Origin of the sequence: Longilinea arvoryzae, assembly GCF_001050235.1 — a bacterium.
Lineage (GTDB): Bacteria > Chloroflexota > Anaerolineae > Anaerolineales > Anaerolineaceae > Longilinea > Longilinea arvoryzae.
The window spans coordinates 1,372,590-1,392,270 of the sequence record NZ_DF967972.1 but is presented as its reverse complement, the minus strand read 5'-3'; the positions used below and the strand labels follow the sequence as shown (position 1 = coordinate 1,392,270).

The 19,681-nt window shown below is 58.2% G+C and carries 14 protein-coding genes; 2 read left to right on the top strand and 12 right to left on the bottom strand.

The genetic code is table 11. The features are described 5' to 3' along the window. Positions 1-306 precede the first annotated feature (306 nt). Both LARV_RS06215 and ppk2 read right to left on the bottom strand, forming a co-directional pair. Positions 307-3,069 (bottom strand): cadherin domain-containing protein, encoded by a 2,763-nt coding sequence (locus tag LARV_RS06215; protein ID WP_075072819.1) that lies wholly within the window; start codon positions 3,067-3,069, stop codon positions 307-309. Positions 3,070-3,642: 573 nt separating this feature from the next. Beyond that, positions 3,643-4,479, bottom strand: a complete 837-nt coding sequence (gene ppk2 / locus LARV_RS06210; protein ID WP_075075132.1) for a polyphosphate kinase 2 — start codon at positions 4,477-4,479, stop codon at positions 3,643-3,645. A 308-nt stretch (positions 4,480-4,787) separates the two neighbouring features. Here ppk2 and LARV_RS06205 point away from each other — a divergent pair, with 308 nt between their 5' ends. After that, positions 4,788-5,294, top strand: a complete 507-nt coding sequence (locus tag LARV_RS06205) for a hypothetical protein (protein ID WP_152031726.1) — start codon at positions 4,788-4,790, stop codon at positions 5,292-5,294. Positions 5,295-5,296: 2 nt separating this feature from the next. Continuing rightward, positions 5,297-6,961 (top strand): O-antigen ligase family protein, encoded by a 1,665-nt coding sequence (locus LARV_RS06200; RefSeq protein WP_075072817.1) that lies wholly within the window; start codon positions 5,297-5,299, stop codon positions 6,959-6,961. Positions 6,962-7,022: 61 nt separating this feature from the next. Here the strand turns inward: LARV_RS06200 and LARV_RS06195 are convergent, their stop codons facing one another. The 10 genes from LARV_RS06195 to LARV_RS06150 form a co-directional block, all read right to left on the bottom strand. Next, positions 7,023-8,525 (bottom strand): DNRLRE domain-containing protein, encoded by a 1,503-nt coding sequence (locus tag LARV_RS06195; protein WP_075072816.1) that lies wholly within the window; start codon positions 8,523-8,525, stop codon positions 7,023-7,025. Between the two features lie 60 nt (positions 8,526-8,585). Further along, positions 8,586-10,139 (bottom strand): polysaccharide biosynthesis tyrosine autokinase, encoded by a 1,554-nt coding sequence (locus LARV_RS06190; RefSeq protein WP_075072815.1) that lies wholly within the window; start codon positions 10,137-10,139, stop codon positions 8,586-8,588. A gap of 109 nt (positions 10,140-10,248) precedes the next feature. Further along, complete coding sequence (locus LARV_RS06185) at positions 10,249-11,457, bottom strand: glycosyltransferase (RefSeq protein WP_075072814.1); 1,209 nt, start codon at positions 11,455-11,457, stop codon at positions 10,249-10,251. Continuing rightward, complete coding sequence (locus tag LARV_RS06180) at positions 11,454-12,755, bottom strand: ArnT family glycosyltransferase (RefSeq protein WP_075072813.1); 1,302 nt, start codon at positions 12,753-12,755, stop codon at positions 11,454-11,456. The genes LARV_RS06185 and LARV_RS06180 overlap by 4 nt, the downstream gene beginning before the upstream one ends. Before the next feature lie 3 nt (positions 12,756-12,758). Next, positions 12,759-13,961, bottom strand: a complete 1,203-nt coding sequence (locus tag LARV_RS06175) for a glycosyltransferase family 2 protein (RefSeq protein ID WP_075072812.1) — start codon at positions 13,959-13,961, stop codon at positions 12,759-12,761. An 18-nt stretch (positions 13,962-13,979) separates the two neighbouring features. After that, positions 13,980-15,137 (bottom strand): prenyltransferase/squalene oxidase repeat-containing protein, encoded by a 1,158-nt coding sequence (locus LARV_RS06170; protein ID WP_075072811.1) that lies wholly within the window; start codon positions 15,135-15,137, stop codon positions 13,980-13,982. 26 nt (positions 15,138-15,163) lie between these two features. Continuing rightward, complete coding sequence (locus LARV_RS06165; RefSeq protein ID WP_075072810.1) at positions 15,164-16,078, bottom strand: glycosyltransferase family 2 protein; 915 nt, start codon at positions 16,076-16,078, stop codon at positions 15,164-15,166. An 11-nt stretch (positions 16,079-16,089) separates the two neighbouring features. Next, the gene (locus tag LARV_RS06160) at positions 16,090-17,553 is read right to left on the bottom strand and encodes an O-antigen ligase family protein (RefSeq protein WP_075072809.1); all 1,464 of its coding nucleotides are present in this window, start codon (positions 17,551-17,553) and stop codon (positions 16,090-16,092) included. Further along, a complete protein-coding gene (locus LARV_RS06155; RefSeq protein WP_075072808.1) occupies positions 17,540-18,775 on the bottom strand; it encodes a glycosyltransferase in 1,236 nt (411 codons plus the stop codon). The genes LARV_RS06160 and LARV_RS06155 overlap by 14 nt, the downstream gene beginning before the upstream one ends. Before the next feature lie 9 nt (positions 18,776-18,784). Further along, entirely contained in the window at positions 18,785-19,678 is an 894-nt protein-coding gene (locus tag LARV_RS06150; RefSeq protein ID WP_075072807.1) for a glycosyltransferase family 2 protein, read from the bottom strand. Positions 19,679-19,681: the final 3 nt, after the last annotated feature.

Sequence of the window (19,681 nt, the reverse complement as noted above, 5' to 3'; positions counted from 1 at the left end):
AAATATAGTAGCAAAATCGATAGATCAAGTCAATTATCGAAATCCCGAAGCCAACATCATTGGGCAGCGCTGAATACGGAACGGGCCATTGAATGAATTTCATTTTGATGAGAGGAACATCGTCTGATCGGATTATCAAGGATCCTCCCTGCGGTAACAGGATCGGGACTGGCTGATGGGTGATTCCAGACAGCCTTTTATTGCTTCGGATATGGATATTTTTACAATCAAAACCACCCGTGTAGCGGGTGGTTTTGATTTGCTATATATTTTCGTTTTCCGGGTCAGCCGGCAATGGTCCCCGATTTAGCGCAAGACCAAGGGGATGAAAACGGTCAAAGGCGTAACGGTGATGGTCACCGTGGCCGGAGGGCTGGACAGTCCTCCATCAAATACCCGGTAGGTAAAATGGTCCTCGCCGTACCAATTATTGGGCAGGTAGGTAAAACTGCCATCTTCGTTCAATGTCAGCGTCCCATGTGCCGGATCCGCCACCAGGATCGCAGTCAGCGTATTGGGCGGCAGGTCGGCATCCCCATCGTTGATCAGCACGCCCGGGGCAAGGACGCTGAGCGTCTGGTTCACCATTACAGAATAGGCGTCGTTCCCGGCGACGGGCGCAAGATTGACTTCACTCACGCTGAGGGTGATCTCCTGCTGATCGCACAGGGACGGGTTGCCGTTATCACACACCCGAACGTTAAAGGTGAAAGACGCCGGTCCCTGGACTTCGGTGGGTCTCCAGTTGAAGACGCCGCCGGTCGGGCTAATGGTTGCGCCCGCCGGAACCGATCCGGTCAGGCTGTAGGTGAGAACGGTGGCGGGGTCCACATCTATTGCGGAGGCGGTAAAGGTAAATGCCGCCATTTCATCGATGGTTGCATTCGCAATCGAAGCCAACACCGGCGCGTCATTCGCATTGGTGATGGTGATGGTGAAGGCCTCTTCATACGACAAACCGCCCTGGTCGGTGGTGCGGATGCGCACAGAGTAGCTGGGCCGGGTTTCGAAATCGAAAATGACCGAGGTTCGCAGTGTATTGCCGGAGATGTTGAAGGAGGTATTATCCGCGCCCCCGTCGCCGGGAACCAGGTTGTAGGTAAAGGTATTGCCCGGGTCAGGATCGGTGCTGGAAAGGGTGCCCACCGCAGTGTTAATTACGGAGTTCTCGGCCACCGAACTGTGTGAGAGCTGGATATCGGTGGGGAATTCGTTGCCATCGGTGACGGTGATGGTGAAGGCTTCTTCATACGACAGCCCGCCCTGATCGGTGGTGCGCACCCGCACCGAGTAACTGGAACGGGTTTCATAATCGAAGACCGTCGAGGTGCGCAGCGCGTCGCCGGAGATATTGAAAGACGTGTTATCCGTATCACCGTTCCCTGAAACCAGGCTGTAGGTGAAGGTATTGCCCGAATCCGGATCGACGCTGGAAAGGGTGCCCACCGGAGTGTCGATTGCGGCGTTCTCCAGCACCGAGGTGTGCGAAAGTTGAATATCGGTGGGGGTTTCGTTGACATTGGTGATGGTAATCGTGAAGGCCTCTTCATACCAGGCTCCACCCTGGTCGGTGGTGCGGATGCGTACCGAGTAGCTGGGGCGGGTTTCAAAGTCGAAGACCACCGAAGTGCGCAGCGTGTCGCCGGAGATCGTAAAGGAGGCATTATCCGTGTCGCCGCCGCCTGGAACGAGGCTGTAGGTGAAGGTATTGTCCGGGTCCGGATCGACACTGGAGAGAGCGCCTACCAACGTATTAAGATTGGCATTTTCCGCCACCGTGCTGTTGGAGAGGAGGATATCAGTGGGAGCCAAATTCACAAACTCATACGCGCCGATGTCGCAATGGGCCCCCTGCGGGCGGGCAATGCTGCGCTGGTCCGTGGCCGGGCAAAAAGAATCATTGCCGGTGTCGATCGCCGATGAACCGAGCAAAAGCGGGATGGTTTGTGTGGCGCCGCCATAATTGCCAAGGACTCCAATGTGTGGATCGGCGATGATGATATTCGTGCAGGTGCTCCCTGCCGGGCAACCATCCTGTACGACCCCGTCGGTCACCACGGAAGCGGTGCTGCTGTTGTAGATTTGAGCGCCGCCGCCGGCTGCAATGTTGTTCCAAAGAATTGCGTTCCGGATCAACGGCGCTGTGCCGGAGTTGTAAATTCCACCCCCTTGATTGGCAGTGTTCCCGCCAAAGGTCACGTTGGTCAGCGTGGCATTGCTGTCACCTTCGATCATCATTCCGCCGCCGTGATCCGTCGCCGAATTCCCTGAGAAAGTGACATTTGTTAACAAAGTGGTGCCGCCGCTCCAGATGAGCAGTCCGCCGCCAGCCGATTGAGCTGCATTACCGGAAAAGGTAACCCGGTTCAATATGGGACTGCTTGCATAACCGTTCATCCCACCGCCCCAGGTGGCCGAGTTGTTCGTAAAGCTAACATCCGTCAGCGCGGGAGTACCATTGTCGATGTAGAGTCCGCCGCCCATGGTGGAAGCACTATTGTATGAGAAAGTCAGGTTGGTCAGTGATGGGTTGCGTTGGTAAATAAACATGCCCCCACCGGTGTCATCCGGCACAGTCAGGCCGTTCGCATTCCCACCCGTAATGGTAAAACCGTCCAGGATCGCGCTGTTCGCGCCCATCACCACGTGATAGACGTTTTCAGTGTTGTTGGTGAAACCCACGTCGTCGCCAAGCAAATCGCCGCTCAGGATCGTGACATGGGTCATGGGATTGCGTTGGGCACGCTCGGTTTCCGTCCCGGAAAATCCGCCATAGACCGCGACGCCGCTCTTGAGTTGGAAGGTGGCGGAACGAAGTGTGCCGGTGGTCGGCCGGTGCAGCCCGGCCGCGACCCAGATCTCGTCGCCGCTAACCGCGCTGGTCAACGCGGCTGCCAGGGTGCAGGCATTTCCCCAGGTCGAACAGTTGCCCGTCCCGCTCGGAGTCGCATAGAGAATCGCAGGCGCCTGGGCAGACGCGCCATACTGGGGATTGAAGGCCAGCGCGAGCAGAATCACGAGGATGAACAGGATGGAACACGATTTTGAGATGGATTTTCGGTTGAACATCAGACCCTCCGGTATTGCTTCGAAAACAATTGCAGGTCCGACCTACCCATATTTCCGGCCTACGGGTAATCGAATTCACTCTGATCGGCCCAGGCGTGCAATCCCTCTCAACGGCGGCAGGTGGGTTATTCCCCACGGTCGCGCGCCGAAGACTTGAATCGATTGATTTCACCAGCGGTCAATCAGGACTTTTTCCTCCTTTAGCGACGCGCGCAGAAGAAGTCTCTGTTCAGTGCTTTATGCCTCTGTTTTTAATCAATACCAGCACAGATAATATATAAAGGATATTCTTTACCAATACTTATTTAGATATAGTATATGAAGTTTTATCCATGGATACAACTGCGAAAAACTCCATTCTGAATTTCAATCAGAAAATGGAGCCCAATCCCACTCGTTGAAGATCAAACGGATTTACGAATAATCGGCCCTTGCTTTTCGCAGGCAAAGACAAAATCGCAAGGGCTTACGAATTGCGTGCGGCCGTGCCCGCCCGCGACCGCCCCGGACGCCACCATCCCGACCTGGTTTCCCAACGCCTGGACCAATCAATTCGATTTATGACGCGGCCCGTCAGTCCTGGTCCTCTTTCTCATCCTGCGGCATGTAGACCTGGGGCACGAAGGTCTGGTCGGTGATCGGCGGGCGTACGTAGCCGTGGTCCGGCTGGCGGGGCGGCAGGACGATCGGTTCGGGGGTCAAATCCTCGTACGGGATCAGGCTGAGCAGGTGGCGGATGCAGTTCAGGCGCGCGCACATCTTGTTGTCCGCGTTGACCACGTACCAGGGCGCCTGTTTGATGTCCGTGTGGGCGAACATCTCATCCTTGGCCTTGGAATATTCCACCCAGCGCGCCCGCGATTGCATGTCCATCGGGCTGAGCTTCCAGCGCTTGGTCGGATCGTCGATGCGCGCCTGGAAACGTTTTTCCTGTTCCTTGTCGCTCACCGAGAACCAGTACTTGATCAGGATGATCCCGGAGCGCACCAGCATGCGCTCGAATTCCGGCACCGAACGCAGAAACTCGCGGTATTCGTCCTCGCTGCAGAACCCCATCACCCGTTCCACGCCGGCCCGGTTGTACCAACTGCGATCGAACAGCACCATTTCACCGGCGGCCGGCAGGTGGGCGGTATAGCGCTGGAAGTACCACTGCGTCTTCTCACGCTCGGTGGGCGTCGGCAGGGCCACCACCCGGCACACGCGCGGGTTCAGGCTCTCGGTGATGCGTTTGATCGCCCCGCCCTTGCCGGCCGCATCGCGCCCCTCGAAAATGATCACCACCTTCAGCCCCCTGGCCCGCACCCACTCCTGCATTTTGACCAGTTCGATTTGCAGTCTGGCCAGTTCTTTATCGTAGGCTTTCCTGGTCAGGTGGATTTGTTCCTCCGGTTCAGCCGGCGTGCTCATGTGCAGCGCCGTCGGTGTGGGTTGGACGGCAGAGACAGCCTGAACGGCCTGCTCGACCGGCGCCGGTGCTGCATCTTCTTTTGACTTGCGGCCGTGTTTGCCATCCGAATGCGGCTTGTGTCCGTTTTTATCCTTTTTGGACATACTCGCCTCCCGCTGCTTTCCCTGGTTCGAATTCCGGGTTAGAATCACTCTAGATCCGCACCCGTTTTCTGGATATTTTTATTATAGGAAGGTTTTCTGCATTCCGTGCAGTCGATTTCATCCAAACGGATCCGAATCGCTCATGGAGGCAGATTGGAGCGCTTTTGCCAACCCCTTTGATCACCCTGACATGTCCCAACTGCGGCGGAACATTGGAATCTGCCGGACAGGATAGCTATGTTTGCCCTTACTGCGGGGCGATCCATCGTTTGAGCGATCATCCGGATTGGATGAAAGAATTGCAGAAAAACTTCGACCAGGTGAAGTCCGAATTGAACGACCTGCAGACCAACAGCCGCCGGGTTGTTTCGGCGCAGGCGCTGCCCGGGCTGTTGATCAAGCTTGGGCAATTATCGGCTACTCTCAAAGAGCGGACCCGGGTTATTTTTGTCAGCCTGCTGGTATTTGGAATGGGCTATTTTCTCAGGCGCTGGCTGGTCTTCACCCCCGATTCGGGCTGGATCCGTTTTCTACCGGATGGGTTGATGATCCTGGGCGGGCTGGCCCTGATCTACATATCGGCGCGAACCATTCTTCTATTGCGGCAGCGCGCGCAATTGAACCGGGAAATCGAACGCTGCCGCGAGGACATCCGCAACCTGGGGGGCTGACCTTGAAACGCATCCGCCTGGCGCCCTTCGACCTTTCCCTGGCCGTTTTTGGAGCCAGTGCGTGGCTGGGATTGGCCGTGGTTTACGACCGCGGACTCGGCCAGCGCACGTGGATCGCCCTGCTCGGCATGTTGATCCTGTACGGCCTGGTCTCGCGCGTCGCCGTTTCTGACCGGCACTGGGATGAATTTTCCGTCCTTCTGGCCGGACTGGGCGCACTCGCCGCGTTCTATTTCATCACTCAGGCCGGGCATATTGCCTACGACGAGAAAATCGGGGCAATCGACCGGGTTGTTAAATGGGTTTCGTCGATCCTGCCGGCTTTTCCCATCTGGAAGCCGGTGCCCAACAGCCTGGCGACCTTTCTGGAAAGCATCCTCTTCCTCACCGCCGGGCTGGCCCTGCTGCAAGAACGACCGGGCCGGCGCATCCTGGGTTGGGCGGCAGTGGGCCTGCTCAGTGTCGCCATTCTCTTCTCGGCTTCGCGCGGCGCGTGGTTGGGTGTGCTCGGCGCCGCGCTGCTTTGGGCCGCCGTGCATTGGAAACCCGCCCGCTGGCTGGCGCTGCTGGCCGGGCTTGGCGCGCTTGGGATGGTCCTGTTCGTGCTGATTCGCGGGGATATCCACGCCCTGGCGGAAATTCCCGTGGCGGGGAATCTGGCCGGAGCGCTTTTCATACGCCCCGACCGGCTACAGGTCTACTCCCACAGCCTGGCGCTGCTGGCCGAGCAACCTTTCAGCGGCATCGGCCTGGGCAACGCCTTCAGTAGGGTCTATTCCAGCTACGAATTGCTGTTGGATGTGCCCTTCCTGGGATATTCGCACAACCTGCTGCTCGAGGTCGGGCTGCAGCAAGGCCTGCTCGGAGCCGCCGCTTTTGTTTGGCTGGTCGCCGCGTTGTACACCTCCCTGCTGCGCTATCCGGCTTTCAAAAGCGACCTGCGCTTTCAGGCTGCCTGCGCCGGTCTGACGGCAACGCTGCTGCACGGATTGAGCGACGCGCGCCAGTATCCATCCCTGTGGACCTGGCTGCCCTTCTTCTACCTGTTGGGGTTGTGCGCCGCGCGTTTATTGCACGCCCGGCCTTTATCTCGTCCCCGGCTGGGCTGGCTTCTGCCCGGGATTGCGACCGCGGTCCTCGTGGGGGGCGTTCTGGCGAATTCCTGGCCGCCGGCGGCCGCCTGGAATGCCAACCAGGCCGCACTGCTTCAAACCCGCGCCGACCTCGATGAAACGCTCACGCCCGATCTTCGTTCGGCTATGCGCAGCGAAAGCGAGGGCCTGTTTCAACGCGCCCTGCGCCAGGATCCGGGCAGCACCCCGATCAACCGGCGCTATGGGCTGCTCCTGCTGGCAGAGAGTCGCTTTTCCGAAGCCATCCCGCATCTCGAAATTGCCTGGCGGGCCGCGCCCAACCACATCGGCGGGCGCAAAGGGCTGGGGCTGGCGTACCTGTGGAGCGGCGATCTCGATCGCGCCCAGGCGGTGCTCGGCGGAATGCCCGAGATCATCGAAGAACTCCAGGGACTCGCCTGGCGGGAATACAACGACCTGTACCATTACCAGACTGCCCTGTACGCCTATCGATTGCTCGACCGCCTCGTGCCGGACCAATCCGACACCCGGGAAATGATCCGGATCCTCCAGAATAAACTGGGTGAGCCGTAAAAATAAACGCCGGCCGGAGAAAATCCCGGCCGGCGTTTATTCAATTTCAGGATGGATCCACTTAATTTACCGGATCAGCATAGGTTACGATCAGCGTCGGGCGCGATTCTTCGCCGTCCGGTCGGTTGGATGCCCAGAAATACTTGCCGCTGTCCATTGCCTCATCCGTTGAGTACAGCACCAGGCGCAGGGGTTGGCCGGATTGGTAAGCGCCGGCCAACGCTGGCGACACGGACCACTCATATGGGATGCCGACCGGCCCGGGATCGTTGAGCAGGGGTTGAATCCACTTGGCATCGAAGTTCTCGACCGGCAGAGGCCCGTTGTTCCAGGTCAGGGTGGATTCATTCCAATCCTGCGCGACGGACATCACATGAATGAGCGATTCGGTGGCGGAATACGTCGCCGCTCCGCCCCAATGATGCAGTACGAGTTTGGCCGAAACGATTACCTTTCCAGCCGGGATGGCATCCAACGGGAAGGTGACGTAATACTTGGAAAAACAGGGGAAATCGGACAGGTCGCCTTGATTTTGAATGTTGAACTGGGTGTTATTGACGGTTCTGTTTGCGTAAAAACTTTCAGGTTTATTTCCCCAATCGAGGAAGTAATTATCGACGCCCAGGCCGCAAACCGTGCTGCCGCCAACGCTGGCATCGGGCACGTTGGTTGCGTTCAAGCCGCGCCGGATGGTGATCGACTGTTCGTTCCTGTGCGCGGGGGCCGTGTACTGTGGGAGTCCGAATCCCAACTGGGCCCACTTCGAGGGGACGGTCTGTTCCATCTCGGGCGGCCAGCTTATGCTGTGGACCGACGCGGTTGGATCGTCCCGATCGTAAACGGTGGCGCCAATTCCCCACACCGTGCCGGTCGCAGGCTGCCCGGAAAGACCCAGGCTGGCGTAAGGAATGGTATAGGTGATCGACCAGCCTTGATTGTCTTTCATGTTGTTAAAACCGCCGCCGCCGCGGTAAACCGGTTTGATGTTAAAGGAGAGGTTGGCGGCCTGCCAGTTCGTTCCATTTCCCTGATACGCGGCCTTGAAAGGCGTTGGATCCTTGTCGAAGGGGAATTGCTGGGCCACGAATTTGAAACTGTTCGCGTCCGGCGCCGATCCGGTTGGGCCGTTCGTCCTTAGGAACAGGACGGCCGCGTCGTAATTCGTCAGGTCGGCCGCTGAAGGCGTGGTATCGTAAAAGAGCAGGCGGTCCAGAACGGTCAGCCGCACGACCAGATCGGTCGGTGTATATCCCACGCGCGCATCCACATAGTTATCGGACAGGCTCAATTGCCCAAACCAAAAGATGGCCGTTGGGGCCAGCCAGGTGTCATCGGACAGAGAGCGGGCGTTGATGCGGTAAGGATTCGAATAAGGAGTGACAACGGGAGTGCTTTCTTCCGATGAAACCAGCGGCAGAAAGACCGTGTTGCTTGAACCAGCGTTGCTTTGTTGATAAAAACCAGCGCGGGAAGGTCCCCCTATCCGCGCTGCGTATGTTGCTGTGGTGTTAACTGGCAAAGCCAATAAAGTCAGGAGTATGGCGATAATGTGAATCTTTTTCATACACCAAGACTTATATCACAGCCAGCGATTTTCTGTCAAACGGCGCAATCCTTAAAAGCCCTAAACTTTGGCTTTGGCTCGCTTTTCGTATTCATAGGGATAATATTTGCTGTAATACGACTCGCTCTTGGGTACACGGTTGAGCACCACCACCACCTTTTTCAGGCGCAATTTTGCGATTTCCTCCTTCATGGCGCGTACGGCATCTTTGCGGGTATATCCGGGCCGGATCACCAGGACCACGCAGTCGACCTTCGTACTCAGGGCGGATGCATCCGAGAGGAAGAACGGCGGCCCATCCAGGATAATGGCATCCGCCATTTGGGTCAGCGAGTCGATGATCGCGTTCATCTTTTTCGACTCGAGCAGTTCCGAAGGATTGGGCGGCATGATCCCCGAAGGAATCAGCTTGAGTTTTCCGGTGTTCCAGGGCACCACCACGTCCTGCAGCTCCATGGAGCCCTTGAATACATCACTCAGGCCATGTTCGTTATCGATGCTGACCACGTTGTGCAGCATCGGGCGGTGAAAATCTGCATCGACGCAGATGACCCTGCGGTCGCCCTGCGACATCACCACCGCCAGGTTGGCGGCGATGGTCGATTTGCCCTCCGACATGCCCGCGCTGGTGACCAGAAAAGAATGCAGCGGCTCGTCCGGGTTCAACAGATCCAGGTTGGTTCGCATCACCCGAAAGGCGTGCGCCACCGGTGAACGCGGTTCTTCGATGACGTAAGACCACGGGTCCTTGCCGGGCGGGAAATCTCCGACTTCGCCGACGATGGGCACATCCAGAATGCGCTTGATGTCTTCCGGGCCCTTGACGCTGTCATCCAGAAATTCGATCACATAGGCTGCGATAGCCGAAAGTGCCAGACCAACCGCCGCCGCCAGAAGGACAATCATCAACCGGTTGGGTCCAACCGGCTGGGTGGGCACTTCGGCCTGCTCGATCACGGACAGCGCATTGGTCGCGCCGCCCTGGGTATTCGATAACAGGGCCGCGTAAGTGGATTGCAAATTGCTCAGGCGGCTTTCGAGCAGCGAAATCTGGCCCTGAACTTCGGAAATCTGGCGCGCCGAGGTCAGTTTGGTGAGCTGCTCCTGATAACTCTCCAGGTCCTTGCGGGTCGTTTCGATCTGTCCACGGATGATCGATAATTGATCCTGCAGGAACTGCTGCACCTGGGCATCCTCGCCTTCCAGGGTGGGGCTGCGGTTGATCATTTGATTGGCGAGCTCATTGGCCACCGCCGCAGTACGCTGCGGGTTGGTGTCGTTGACGACGATTTCGATCAATGTCGAGTTGGGCAGCGCGCGCACCGAATATTCCGGCAGAAAATCGATGCCCAGCGCCCCCATGGTCGCCTGGCGGATGGGTTCGCGATAAGCGATATCCGCGTAAATCCCGGCCAACTGTTGCTGCAGATAATACTCGCCGCCGTTGGGGTTGGCTGCATTGAGGGAATTTCCCACCATCAGAGTCGTACGCACCTGATAAATCTTTGGCTGGGTAAACGAATACAGCAAGCTGGCAATCGCGGCCACCAGTGTTGCTGCAACCAGAAGCCACCACCATTTACGGAGCGGAGCGATATAGTCGTTGAAAGTCATAATTGATCCTTTGGCCGGTGTCGAACGGACAGGCATTCAGCGTCGGCCCAACTCTTGCTATCTATTTTATCAACTTTTGCAATCCAAGTCACTCCCGCAGCATGCCGGATCAGGCTGGACGGTTCTCGCGGCCGGCCGCCTGATAGATTTCTTCCAATCGAGCTGCTGCGCTGTCCCATGAATGCTGGCGTTCCACAAATTGGCGCCCGGCTTCACCCAGGCGATGCTGCAAGGCTGGATCGGCGAGCAGCAGCAGCAACTGGCGCGCGAATTCGCGCGGTTCGCCGGCGACCAAGATTTCTTCCCCGGCTCGAATTTGCAGGGCCGATACCGCCTGCGGACTGGCGACGACCGGGGTCGAACAGGCCAGAGCCTCCAGCACCTTGTTCTGGATGCCCGCGCCGTAGGTAATGGGAGCCACCGCCGACGTGGCGCGTTGCAGATACGGGCGCACATCCGGCACCGAGCCGGTGACAAGGATGGACGGATTTTCGGTCAGGGCCAGCACCTGGCGCGGCGGGTCTTTGCCCACAATGGTCAATTTCACGTCCGGCCGTTCGGCCCACACCTGCGGCATAATATCCTTCACTAGATGCAGCACCATGGCGATATTGGCGTGGTAGCTCATCTTGCCGCTGATCACCAGTTCAGCCGGCGCGCGCGGCGCTTCTCCATCCGGCCGAAAATAATCCAGGTCCACGCCATTGGGCAATACGACCAGGCGATCTTCGCAATCCGGCGCCAGTTCCAGAAAGGCCTGGCGGTCGATGGGCGATGTGACCAGCACACGCGCGAACTGCCTCGCCAGCCAACCTTCATAGGATTGGGTGCGTTTGAGTTCGACGCGGGCCATGGCCTTGCTCTTGATCGAATTGGCCCGGGCGCTGGCCTGACGGAAAAGGTGGGTGATGCTGTCGACGCTGTCCCAAACGACCGGAACAGAATTGCCATCCAGAAGGGCCAGACCAAAACGCGCGCCCCGCAGATGTTCCACGTGCACCGCGTCGAAACCGCCCGCCGCCATTTCGCGCCGGATCATGGCGGCGAGTTCGGGCTGCCAGCAGAAAGCCGCCTGGAGCGGCATACGCGAGGGTACGGCCAGCAGGCAATTCAGCGCCGAACGCCAGCGAGTCAGGCGGGCTGAAATCACGCGAACGCCAGCCGCCTCCAGGCGGCGCACATCCGCCGTGTCGTCCGGCCCGCCGGTCAATGTCGCCACGGTCACGGCGTTGCCCCGCGCGGCCAGCGCGCGAATCAGGTTGTAGGGTCTCACCCGCACCAGGTTGGGCGTATACGGCACCACGAATAGAATCTTCATCCAGCCGGCTTCTTTCTCTGAAACAGGTAAACGGCGATGCCGTCGAAACACACACCCGCGAATACCAGTAAAGTCGCGTCTACGGGCAGACGGTAACGGATCAAGGTCCAGGTGAGGACGTGAATAACGGTGTAAACCAGGGCAAACAAAACCAGCAGGAATTTTGGCGAAGCCAGCGCGTCCCAGAAGCGGTGCGAGCGTTTGCGCCAGGCCATGATCAGGCCGGCCAGCATGAACGGCCAGAGGATGCCGAAGCTAAGGACCCGGCTCAGGTTGCTGATTGTCCCCGAGTCAGAACTGGGCAGGAACTCGAAATAGGCGGGGATGCGGCTCAGGCTCAAAAGCGCATACCGCCCGGGATCCTCCAGAACGAACTGCATTCCGCGGCGCAGCAATTCCTTATCCAACGCCGCTTCGTCCAGGTTCAGTTGATCCTGCGGCAATAACTGCTGGTATTCTTCATTACTCAGGATGGGTTGAAAATGAGTGCCGTAATAGGGATGATTTCCCCAGTAGAAAGCATAGCCCGAATTAGTGTTGAGCAGCACGAACTGGCCAAAGCGCTGCGCGTTGTAAATCGTGATGGGCGCGATCATCGCCGCCACCACCGCCAGTGGCAGCACATAATGCACCCACTTCAATGCGCTGTGCCTGCGCAGGCTGGCCCAAAACATCCACAGCAGCAAGAACGGGATGAACAGCAAGAAGAGCTGACGCAGCAGGACAGCCGCCCCCAGGAGCAGACCCAACCCGACCGCCAGCAACCCACGCCGGGTATTTTCATCCGGCGGCTGAACCAGCCGAATTGCCAGCAGCAGCGCGCCAAGGATGGCCGTGATATAGAACGGCTCGGTCATCAAGGTGCCGCCGTAATAGATGAAATAAGCGTAAATGGCATTGAGAAAGGCCGCCCATAGCCCCACCCGGGCATTGAACAACTGTTTGCCCAGTAAATAAGTGAGCCAGGGTTGCAGCAGCCCGACGATCACGGCTTGAATCAAGCGCGCGACCAGCGGATGGGGACCAAACAGCGCGTAAACGCCGACCAGATACAGGGTATACAAAAAGCTCCAGTGCGCGGTCGGCTCATTGGCGCGCGTGGCCGGCCACCAATTTTCGCCAAAGCTGAAACCGTGCCCGCCCAACACGCGCAACGCCAGATTGTGATAGGAAACCTGGTCGGAGGTGCCGGGCAGCACTTGGACCGTGTCGCCCATGTAAACCGCCGCAGCAACGCGCAGCAGCACGGCTAACCCCAGAATGAGGATCAACAGATTGTGTTTGATGAAATTTCTCATGGTCTATTTGCCTTTTTCACTTCCCCCGTGCGCGGTCCGTACCCAGGTCACCGGCCGGCGGCCCAGACGGGCCTGCAAGGCCAGCCCGCTTCGCCAGAGCATGAACACCGGTCCGGTCAGGATGGCCGCGTAAGCCCGCAGCGGCGCGCGTTCCAGGACCAGCCCGAACAGTGGATACACATACAGTAGCCCGACCAGCGCCGCCCAACCGATCCTGGCGCCCGCAGCGATGGTCCCGCCCAACCCCAAGAGGACCAACTGCACGACCAGCAGTAAAACTGCCAGCAGGGTCAGCGTCGAATAGGAGGGTAAATAGGCCTGCAGGGCTCCATCCAATAAGGCGCCGTCGCCGCGTTTCAGCGCTTCCCGCAGCAATTGTCCGGCGAACTGGCGGCTCGCATCGTGCGTGCCGCGCAGCCAGCGCGCTCGCTGGGCGCGCGCCTGCTGCCAGGTGAGTGGCGCTTCGCCCAATCCGAGCGCCGCCGGTTCGTAGACGATGTGAATCCCCTCCAGCAGCAGCCGCTGGCGCAACTGGTAATCTTCGGTCAATCCTTCCCCCCAGCCCAACCGGCGCAGCACATCCGCTCGAAAACAAATCGAATCGCCCATGTGCTTGGCCGACCAGCCCAGGTTGCTGCGTCCCAGATTCTGAAAACGGTTGTCGATCAGAAACATCGCCCAGGTCAACGCCGGAAACCAGCCGGATTTGGGATTGCTGATGCGGTGCTGCCCCTGCACCACCTGCGCACCGTCTGTCAGGCGCGCGTCCATCACGCGCAGGAAGCTGGCGTCCACGCGTGTATCCGCGTCGAAGATCACCAGGGCATCCACCTGATCATCCTGAAGGATGCGCCCAAACAACCAGGAAAGCGCGGCGCCCTTGCCGGAGCGCGGGCCTTCGTTGCGTTCGTGCGCCTCCGCGCCGGCCTGGCGCGCCAACAGCGCCGTTTGGTCGGTGCAATGGTCGGCCACGATGTGAATTCGAAAACGATCGAACGGATAATCCAGAGCCATCAAGCGCTGCACGGTACCCGCAATCACGGTTTCTTCGTTGTGGGCCGGGATGGCAATGGCAAAGCGCGTGCGCGGTTGGCGGTCATGCCAACGTACGGCCGGCGCCGGGCGAATGGCAGCCAACGCCATGGCGAGCAAATACAGGGTTGGGATGAAAAACAAGGCCAATAATATTATGGATATCAGTGTCATCAGTCCCCCTACAACGGGTTATCCGGGAAGCAATTCCGGTAAACGATCCCCCTCAAGCGCTTTGACCCATAAAATGGCGCTGATCAGGAATTTGGCCGCCCATTCCGGCAATTTATAGCGCTCGTATTTGCCGTACAGGGGAAAAGAACCGCCGATGCTGCCGCGGATATTCAGATCCGGGGTGTCCAAAAACTGCGTCCGGCACACGAATTCCAATCCCCGCCGGGCAGCTTCGTGATACTCCGGCGTTCCGGATTTGACCCACAGGAGCATCCATAAGATCGACATCTGCAGGTCGCCGGTCAGGCAGCAGGAAGCCTCGGTTTCCTTCCAATCCGCGGAAAACGCGCCTGCCAGGTATCCATCTGATCTCTGCAAATCGAGCAGTCGATCGGCGGTCTTTTTCCCGGCCTGCAGGTATCGCGGTTCCTTCAGCAGATCTCCGCTGAGATATAAACCTTCGGCAGCATAGGCCAGATAATGCGTGACCGGAACCTGGTTGGGCACAACACCGCAGTTCTGGAACCAACCGTCCGAGGTCTGCTGGGCCAATACCCACTCCAGGTTCCGCACGGCAGCATCCCGATAGCGGGTTTCCCCGGTCGCCTGGAATAATACCAGCAGAGCCCAATCCACCCGGGCATCGATGACCTTGTACACCCTCCGATACTGGTGTTCTTTCCAGATCCCATCTGGCTCTTGAACCTTTACCAGCCAATCTCCCGAACGCATCGCCGCGCGCAAGAAGTTTTCGGCCCCCGTATCGCGAAAAACGGCCAGCCAGCCCAGAATGACCTGGCCGGTGTCGAAGACGATCGGATTCGCCTTTCTGCTCTTCTTCCAGTACAGCACCCCGCCATCTTCGGTCACACAATTTAACAAATACTCCGCGTGTCCAATCGCCAGCTCGCGCCAGGCATCATTTCCCAGGAGTCGGGAGGCGTTGATCAGGGTCGGCAGGGTATACCCGGTGGTTTCGGGGTAAGCCGGGAACCAGCGCGAGCGCAGCAAATCGTAACCTTTCGAGATCCCCGCGCCGCCCACGGCCCGGGAGGCCTGTTCGATCCAATGCAACGCCGCATCCAGGTGCTCGTCCAGGTCGCGCAGCGGATAGGGAGCGGGCTTATTTTTCTGAGTCAGAGACAATACATACGGGAACAAAAGGCGATCAGCCATCCGAAGTCTCCATTATTTTTTCAAATTCATAAGGTCGGCAAGGCTTTGATGAGTTGTGCATAATTTGAATGAATTTCATTGTATTTTTCACATTGCCCGGGTCGAAGCACGGCGGCAACCGGCAGAATTCCCAGCCGAATCTTCGAGCTGAAATCCAGGACGCGCTTGTACTGCCTGACTTTTTTTTCACCATAATGTTTGCGAAAGAACAGTATCTTGCTGCCATACAGGTTCAAAAACATGCGGGTCGCCACCTGGCGCGTGCTTTGTCCGCCGTAATGCGTAATTTTGGATTCCGGCAGCCAATATAATTTCCAGCCTAATTTATACAGGCGATAACACAGATCCACTTCTTCGGTGTACATGAAATAATCCGTATCCAATAAACCGGCCTGCATCAGCGCTGAACGGCGCAGCATCAGGCTGGCGCCCTGCAGGGTCTCCACTTCCCGGGGTTCTGTCCTGCTCCAACGAGCCATGTCGTACAGGCCATAGGACCACAGGACGTCCAGATGAAAAAGGCGCCACAATTCCCGGGAAACGGTCGGAAATGGCATGCAGGATTTTTGCAGATTGCCGTCCGGGGAAAAATAAATCGAGCCCACGGCTCCGGCCTGCGGATGGCTTTCCAAAAAATCCAGCATGGATTGCAGGGTCCGCTCATAGACGATCGTGTCCGGATTCAATAAAAGGATGGACTTCCCCTGCGAAAGTTCGATGGCCTGATTGTTGGCGGCCGCGAAACCGGTGTTTTGCGCGTTGGCGATGAGTTTGACCTGTGGGAACTGACCTCTGACACGCTTGACCGTATCATCACTGGAGGCGTTATCGACCACCCAGATTTCATACTCAGCCTGCGGCGGATGGGCAAGGATCGATTCGAGGCAGGCGCTGAGCAGATCCGCTACATTCCAACCTACAATGATGATCGATAGCTCCATGGAGAATCTCCTCAAGCCGTTGGAGAAGCTGTATTTGCGGGATAAAAGCGTTCCATTGCCACCAGGGCTCCCATGAACAACCAGCCGATCAGGCTGGCGCGGAACCCGGCGAACCCAACGTTGTAGACGAACGGGATGATCCAATCGCCGAACATCCCAGCCACGGCGGTTCCGATGACACCGCCGATGGCGCCGTAAACAAAAGCGCGTGGAAAACCTTCCGGCGCCCGGGAAAGAAGACGCATCCCGAGAAGCGTAACCTCCACCATGAACCAGACGAATAACCCGCACCCGATCACGCCCGTCTGGGCCAACAGGTCGACGTAGTTGTTATGCGAGTTGAACTGCACCGAGTAACCCCGGATGGGAAAGAGCGGCGTATAGAAGTAGTAGTTGGCCGGCCCCACCCCCAGGATGGGATTGATGGCAATGATCTTGAATAGAATTTGCCAGGCCTCCAACCGGGTTACCATGCTGTATTCATTGCCGCCCCCCATCAGCATATTCTGGATTTGTGAAAAATTCAGGGCCAGGATCAAAAAGACTGCCAGAACGAGGGGGACGCGGGCTTTGCGAAAACTGATGAAGAACATGAACGCAGCCCCAAACAAGGCCGGCAGCCAACCCGAGGTCCAATCCCGGGCCTGATAAAAGGCCGTGAAGAAGAAAGCCAGCAAAACAACCCCAAGGGCCGCTTTCCAACGCAACTTCAGACGCTTGTTGAACACAAATTGCGATATCGCCAGGCAGAATGCCCATACCCAGAACAGGCTCCCGGTCGATCCGTCGGCATACCGGTTCAGAATGGGCCAAGTCAGGCCTGGAAAACGGTCGCTGAACGAGCGCGTGACCATGAACAGGCCGGCCAGTGCGATGAAAATCCCCACCGCCCAGACCAGGCCGCGTTCGCTCAGGCGGTGCGCCGTTACCAAAAACGCGCAGGCCGCCAGGATGTAGAGCATGGTTCCGCCGAGCTGCGCGGAAATCGAGGCATGCTGGCGATAGAACCACGGCATTTGGCCAAAGCCAAAGGAAATCAGCGTGCTCACCACCAACAACAGCAGTGGAACCACCGGGCGGGAAGCCAGCAGGTGAAAATCCCGCTTGACCACCAGCATATCCAGGAACCACAGGCCGGTCGCCGCCAGGACGATCAAGATGCCGGCATGCAGTTCGGTGCCGGTGCCCGTCCCAATGCCAAACGGAATGACCAGGGCCGCCGGAATGATGCCCACGATGGCCAGCGACGGATTCGCGATCAACACGGCCAGCCCTGCCACACCAATAATGGCGGCGATGAAAAGCAGCGGGATGCGATGCATGCCGACCGCCATGCGTGGAACCATGTAGAGGATGGAAATCGCCAGAACGGACAGCACGATCGCCCGGATGAGCAGGGCGCGATTTTGCTCCAACCATTGCCAGGTAAAGTTAAAGGAGTGCAGCGGATCGATCCACTTTCTAATTCTTTTCATCATCATCCACATGTCTGGTTTCAAGCTGCGAAATGCCTGAAAGGCTGCCGGTGGGGATCGTCTCGATCCATTTCAGAAAAAAGATGAGCGCTTTTTGCCAGCTGTACTTTTCCTCCACCAGCCGGTAGCCCGCCTCGGTGATCGACTCCCGCAGGGTTTCATCCTTCAACAATCGGATCACAGCAGCGGCGAAATCCTGCGGGCTATCCGCGACCAGCAAATGTTCGCCCGCGCGAACCTCCAGGCCTTCGGCGCCTTTGGAGGTGGAGACCACCGGCGAACGCAGCGCCATGGCTTCCAGGATTTTCAACCGGGTCCCCCCGCCGGTCTGAAGCGGCGCCAGGCTGATCATGGACGATGCCACCACCGGCCGCACGTCCGGGACCAGACCGACCTGCATCACATGGGTCCGGGGTTCAATGCGCTTCCCGGCCGGATCCCCGGTGATCGTCAATTGCGCCGTGGGAATTTCGGCCAGAATCCGTGGAAAGACCTCACCAACGAACCACTGCATGGCCTCGTAATTAACATCATACCGAAAAGACCCGGCATAAATCAATGAATTTTCTCTTTTGGGCATTCGAATATCGCGGTAATCTTCCAGCTCAACGCAGTTGGGAATTATCCGCACGCGCTCGCTGCCAGAAACCATGCCCTCGAGCAACCCTTTTTCGCGCTCGGAAACGACGGTGTACCCCGAGAATCGCTTCAGCAAATTCCTCAGGTACAGCCTGAGTTTGAACAGGGTCAGGCTGTGGCGGATCTTCCTGAACGCACTGACAGCGCGCTCCTGTTTTTGAAAATAAACGCCCAGTTCGACTTCCTCGAGGATGGCCGGGACGTTTTCGAAGTGGCCCGCGTACGCGCCCATGACCACCTGGCTGGCGATCACCAGATCGTACTTCTGCGAATGCAGAACCCGACGAATCGTCTCCGCCATTTGGGGTGAAAAGGTATCCACCATCCAGCGCGGCGCCAACGCGAAAAAACCCACCAGGGCGCGCAGGCTGCCCGGGTCGAATTCGCGCCACGGAACCGTATGCACTTCGGAGACGATGCCCCGCAGGCCTTCCAGGTCGGGCGTCCCTTCCGCGGGATCGACGAAGCTGACCAGGGTTACCGTATGCCGGCGGCCCAGGGCGCGCAGCAGATTCCAGATGCGCAATTTAGAGCCGTTGTTCGCCGGATAGGGGTACCACCTGGAGAGAAACAAGATCTGCATATCGAATTCCTAGACCGTTTCCTTCATCTCGCCCCAATGACGCCGGGCGAAATCCAGCATTCCCAGCCACATCGCATTGCGGTGGGCGTTCTTGGAACGCCATTTGGGTTTGAAGGTCCAACTGGCCAACGTGCGCAGTGTGCTCAGGATCGCGTCGGACCAGGGAAGCAGCCCGGCGCCCTGTTTCGATAGAAGTAGAAAATGGTTGCGGGTCATGTAATACGTCACGTAGGGTTGGGGTTCATACTCCAGGCTCACGCCCGCGTGGCTGGCGCGCGCCGACGGCACGAACAGCGCCTTCCAACCGGCCTGGGCTCCACGCAGGCACCATTCCAGCTCTTCCTCGTACAGGAAGAAGCGCTCGTCCAACATTCCGATCTCGCGGACCATGCGGGCCCGCACCAATAACACGCAGCCTGAAAGCCAGCGCACTTCCTCAGGGTGGGTATACTGACCCTCATCCACCTGGTTCTGCCCGCGGTGGCTGGCGCGCCAGCGCTCATCGAGTAGCCCGCCCGCGCTCTGGATGACGTTTTCCGGTTGGGCATGCAAGATCAACGGACCGGCAAAGCCCACCCGTGGGTCCTGTCTGGCGGCTTTGACCAACCTGTCCAGAGCCTCCGGCGGAAGCAATGCATCCTCATTGATCAGCAGAATCCATTCGAAATCCTGAGCCAGAGCCCAGATGATTCCAGCGTTGTTCCCGCCGGCGTAACCGTTGTTCTTCTCCAGCGAAATCAACGGCACGTCCGGTTTCGCCATGCGAATGCGTTCGACCGAGCCGTCCTGTGAACCGTTGTCGACCACCACCGCGCTCACCTTGTCGCCCAGTGTTTCCAGACAGAGCAGGGTGTCGGCCGGTTTTTTCCAGTTGAGGATCACTGCGGCAATGCTATTCTTCATCGA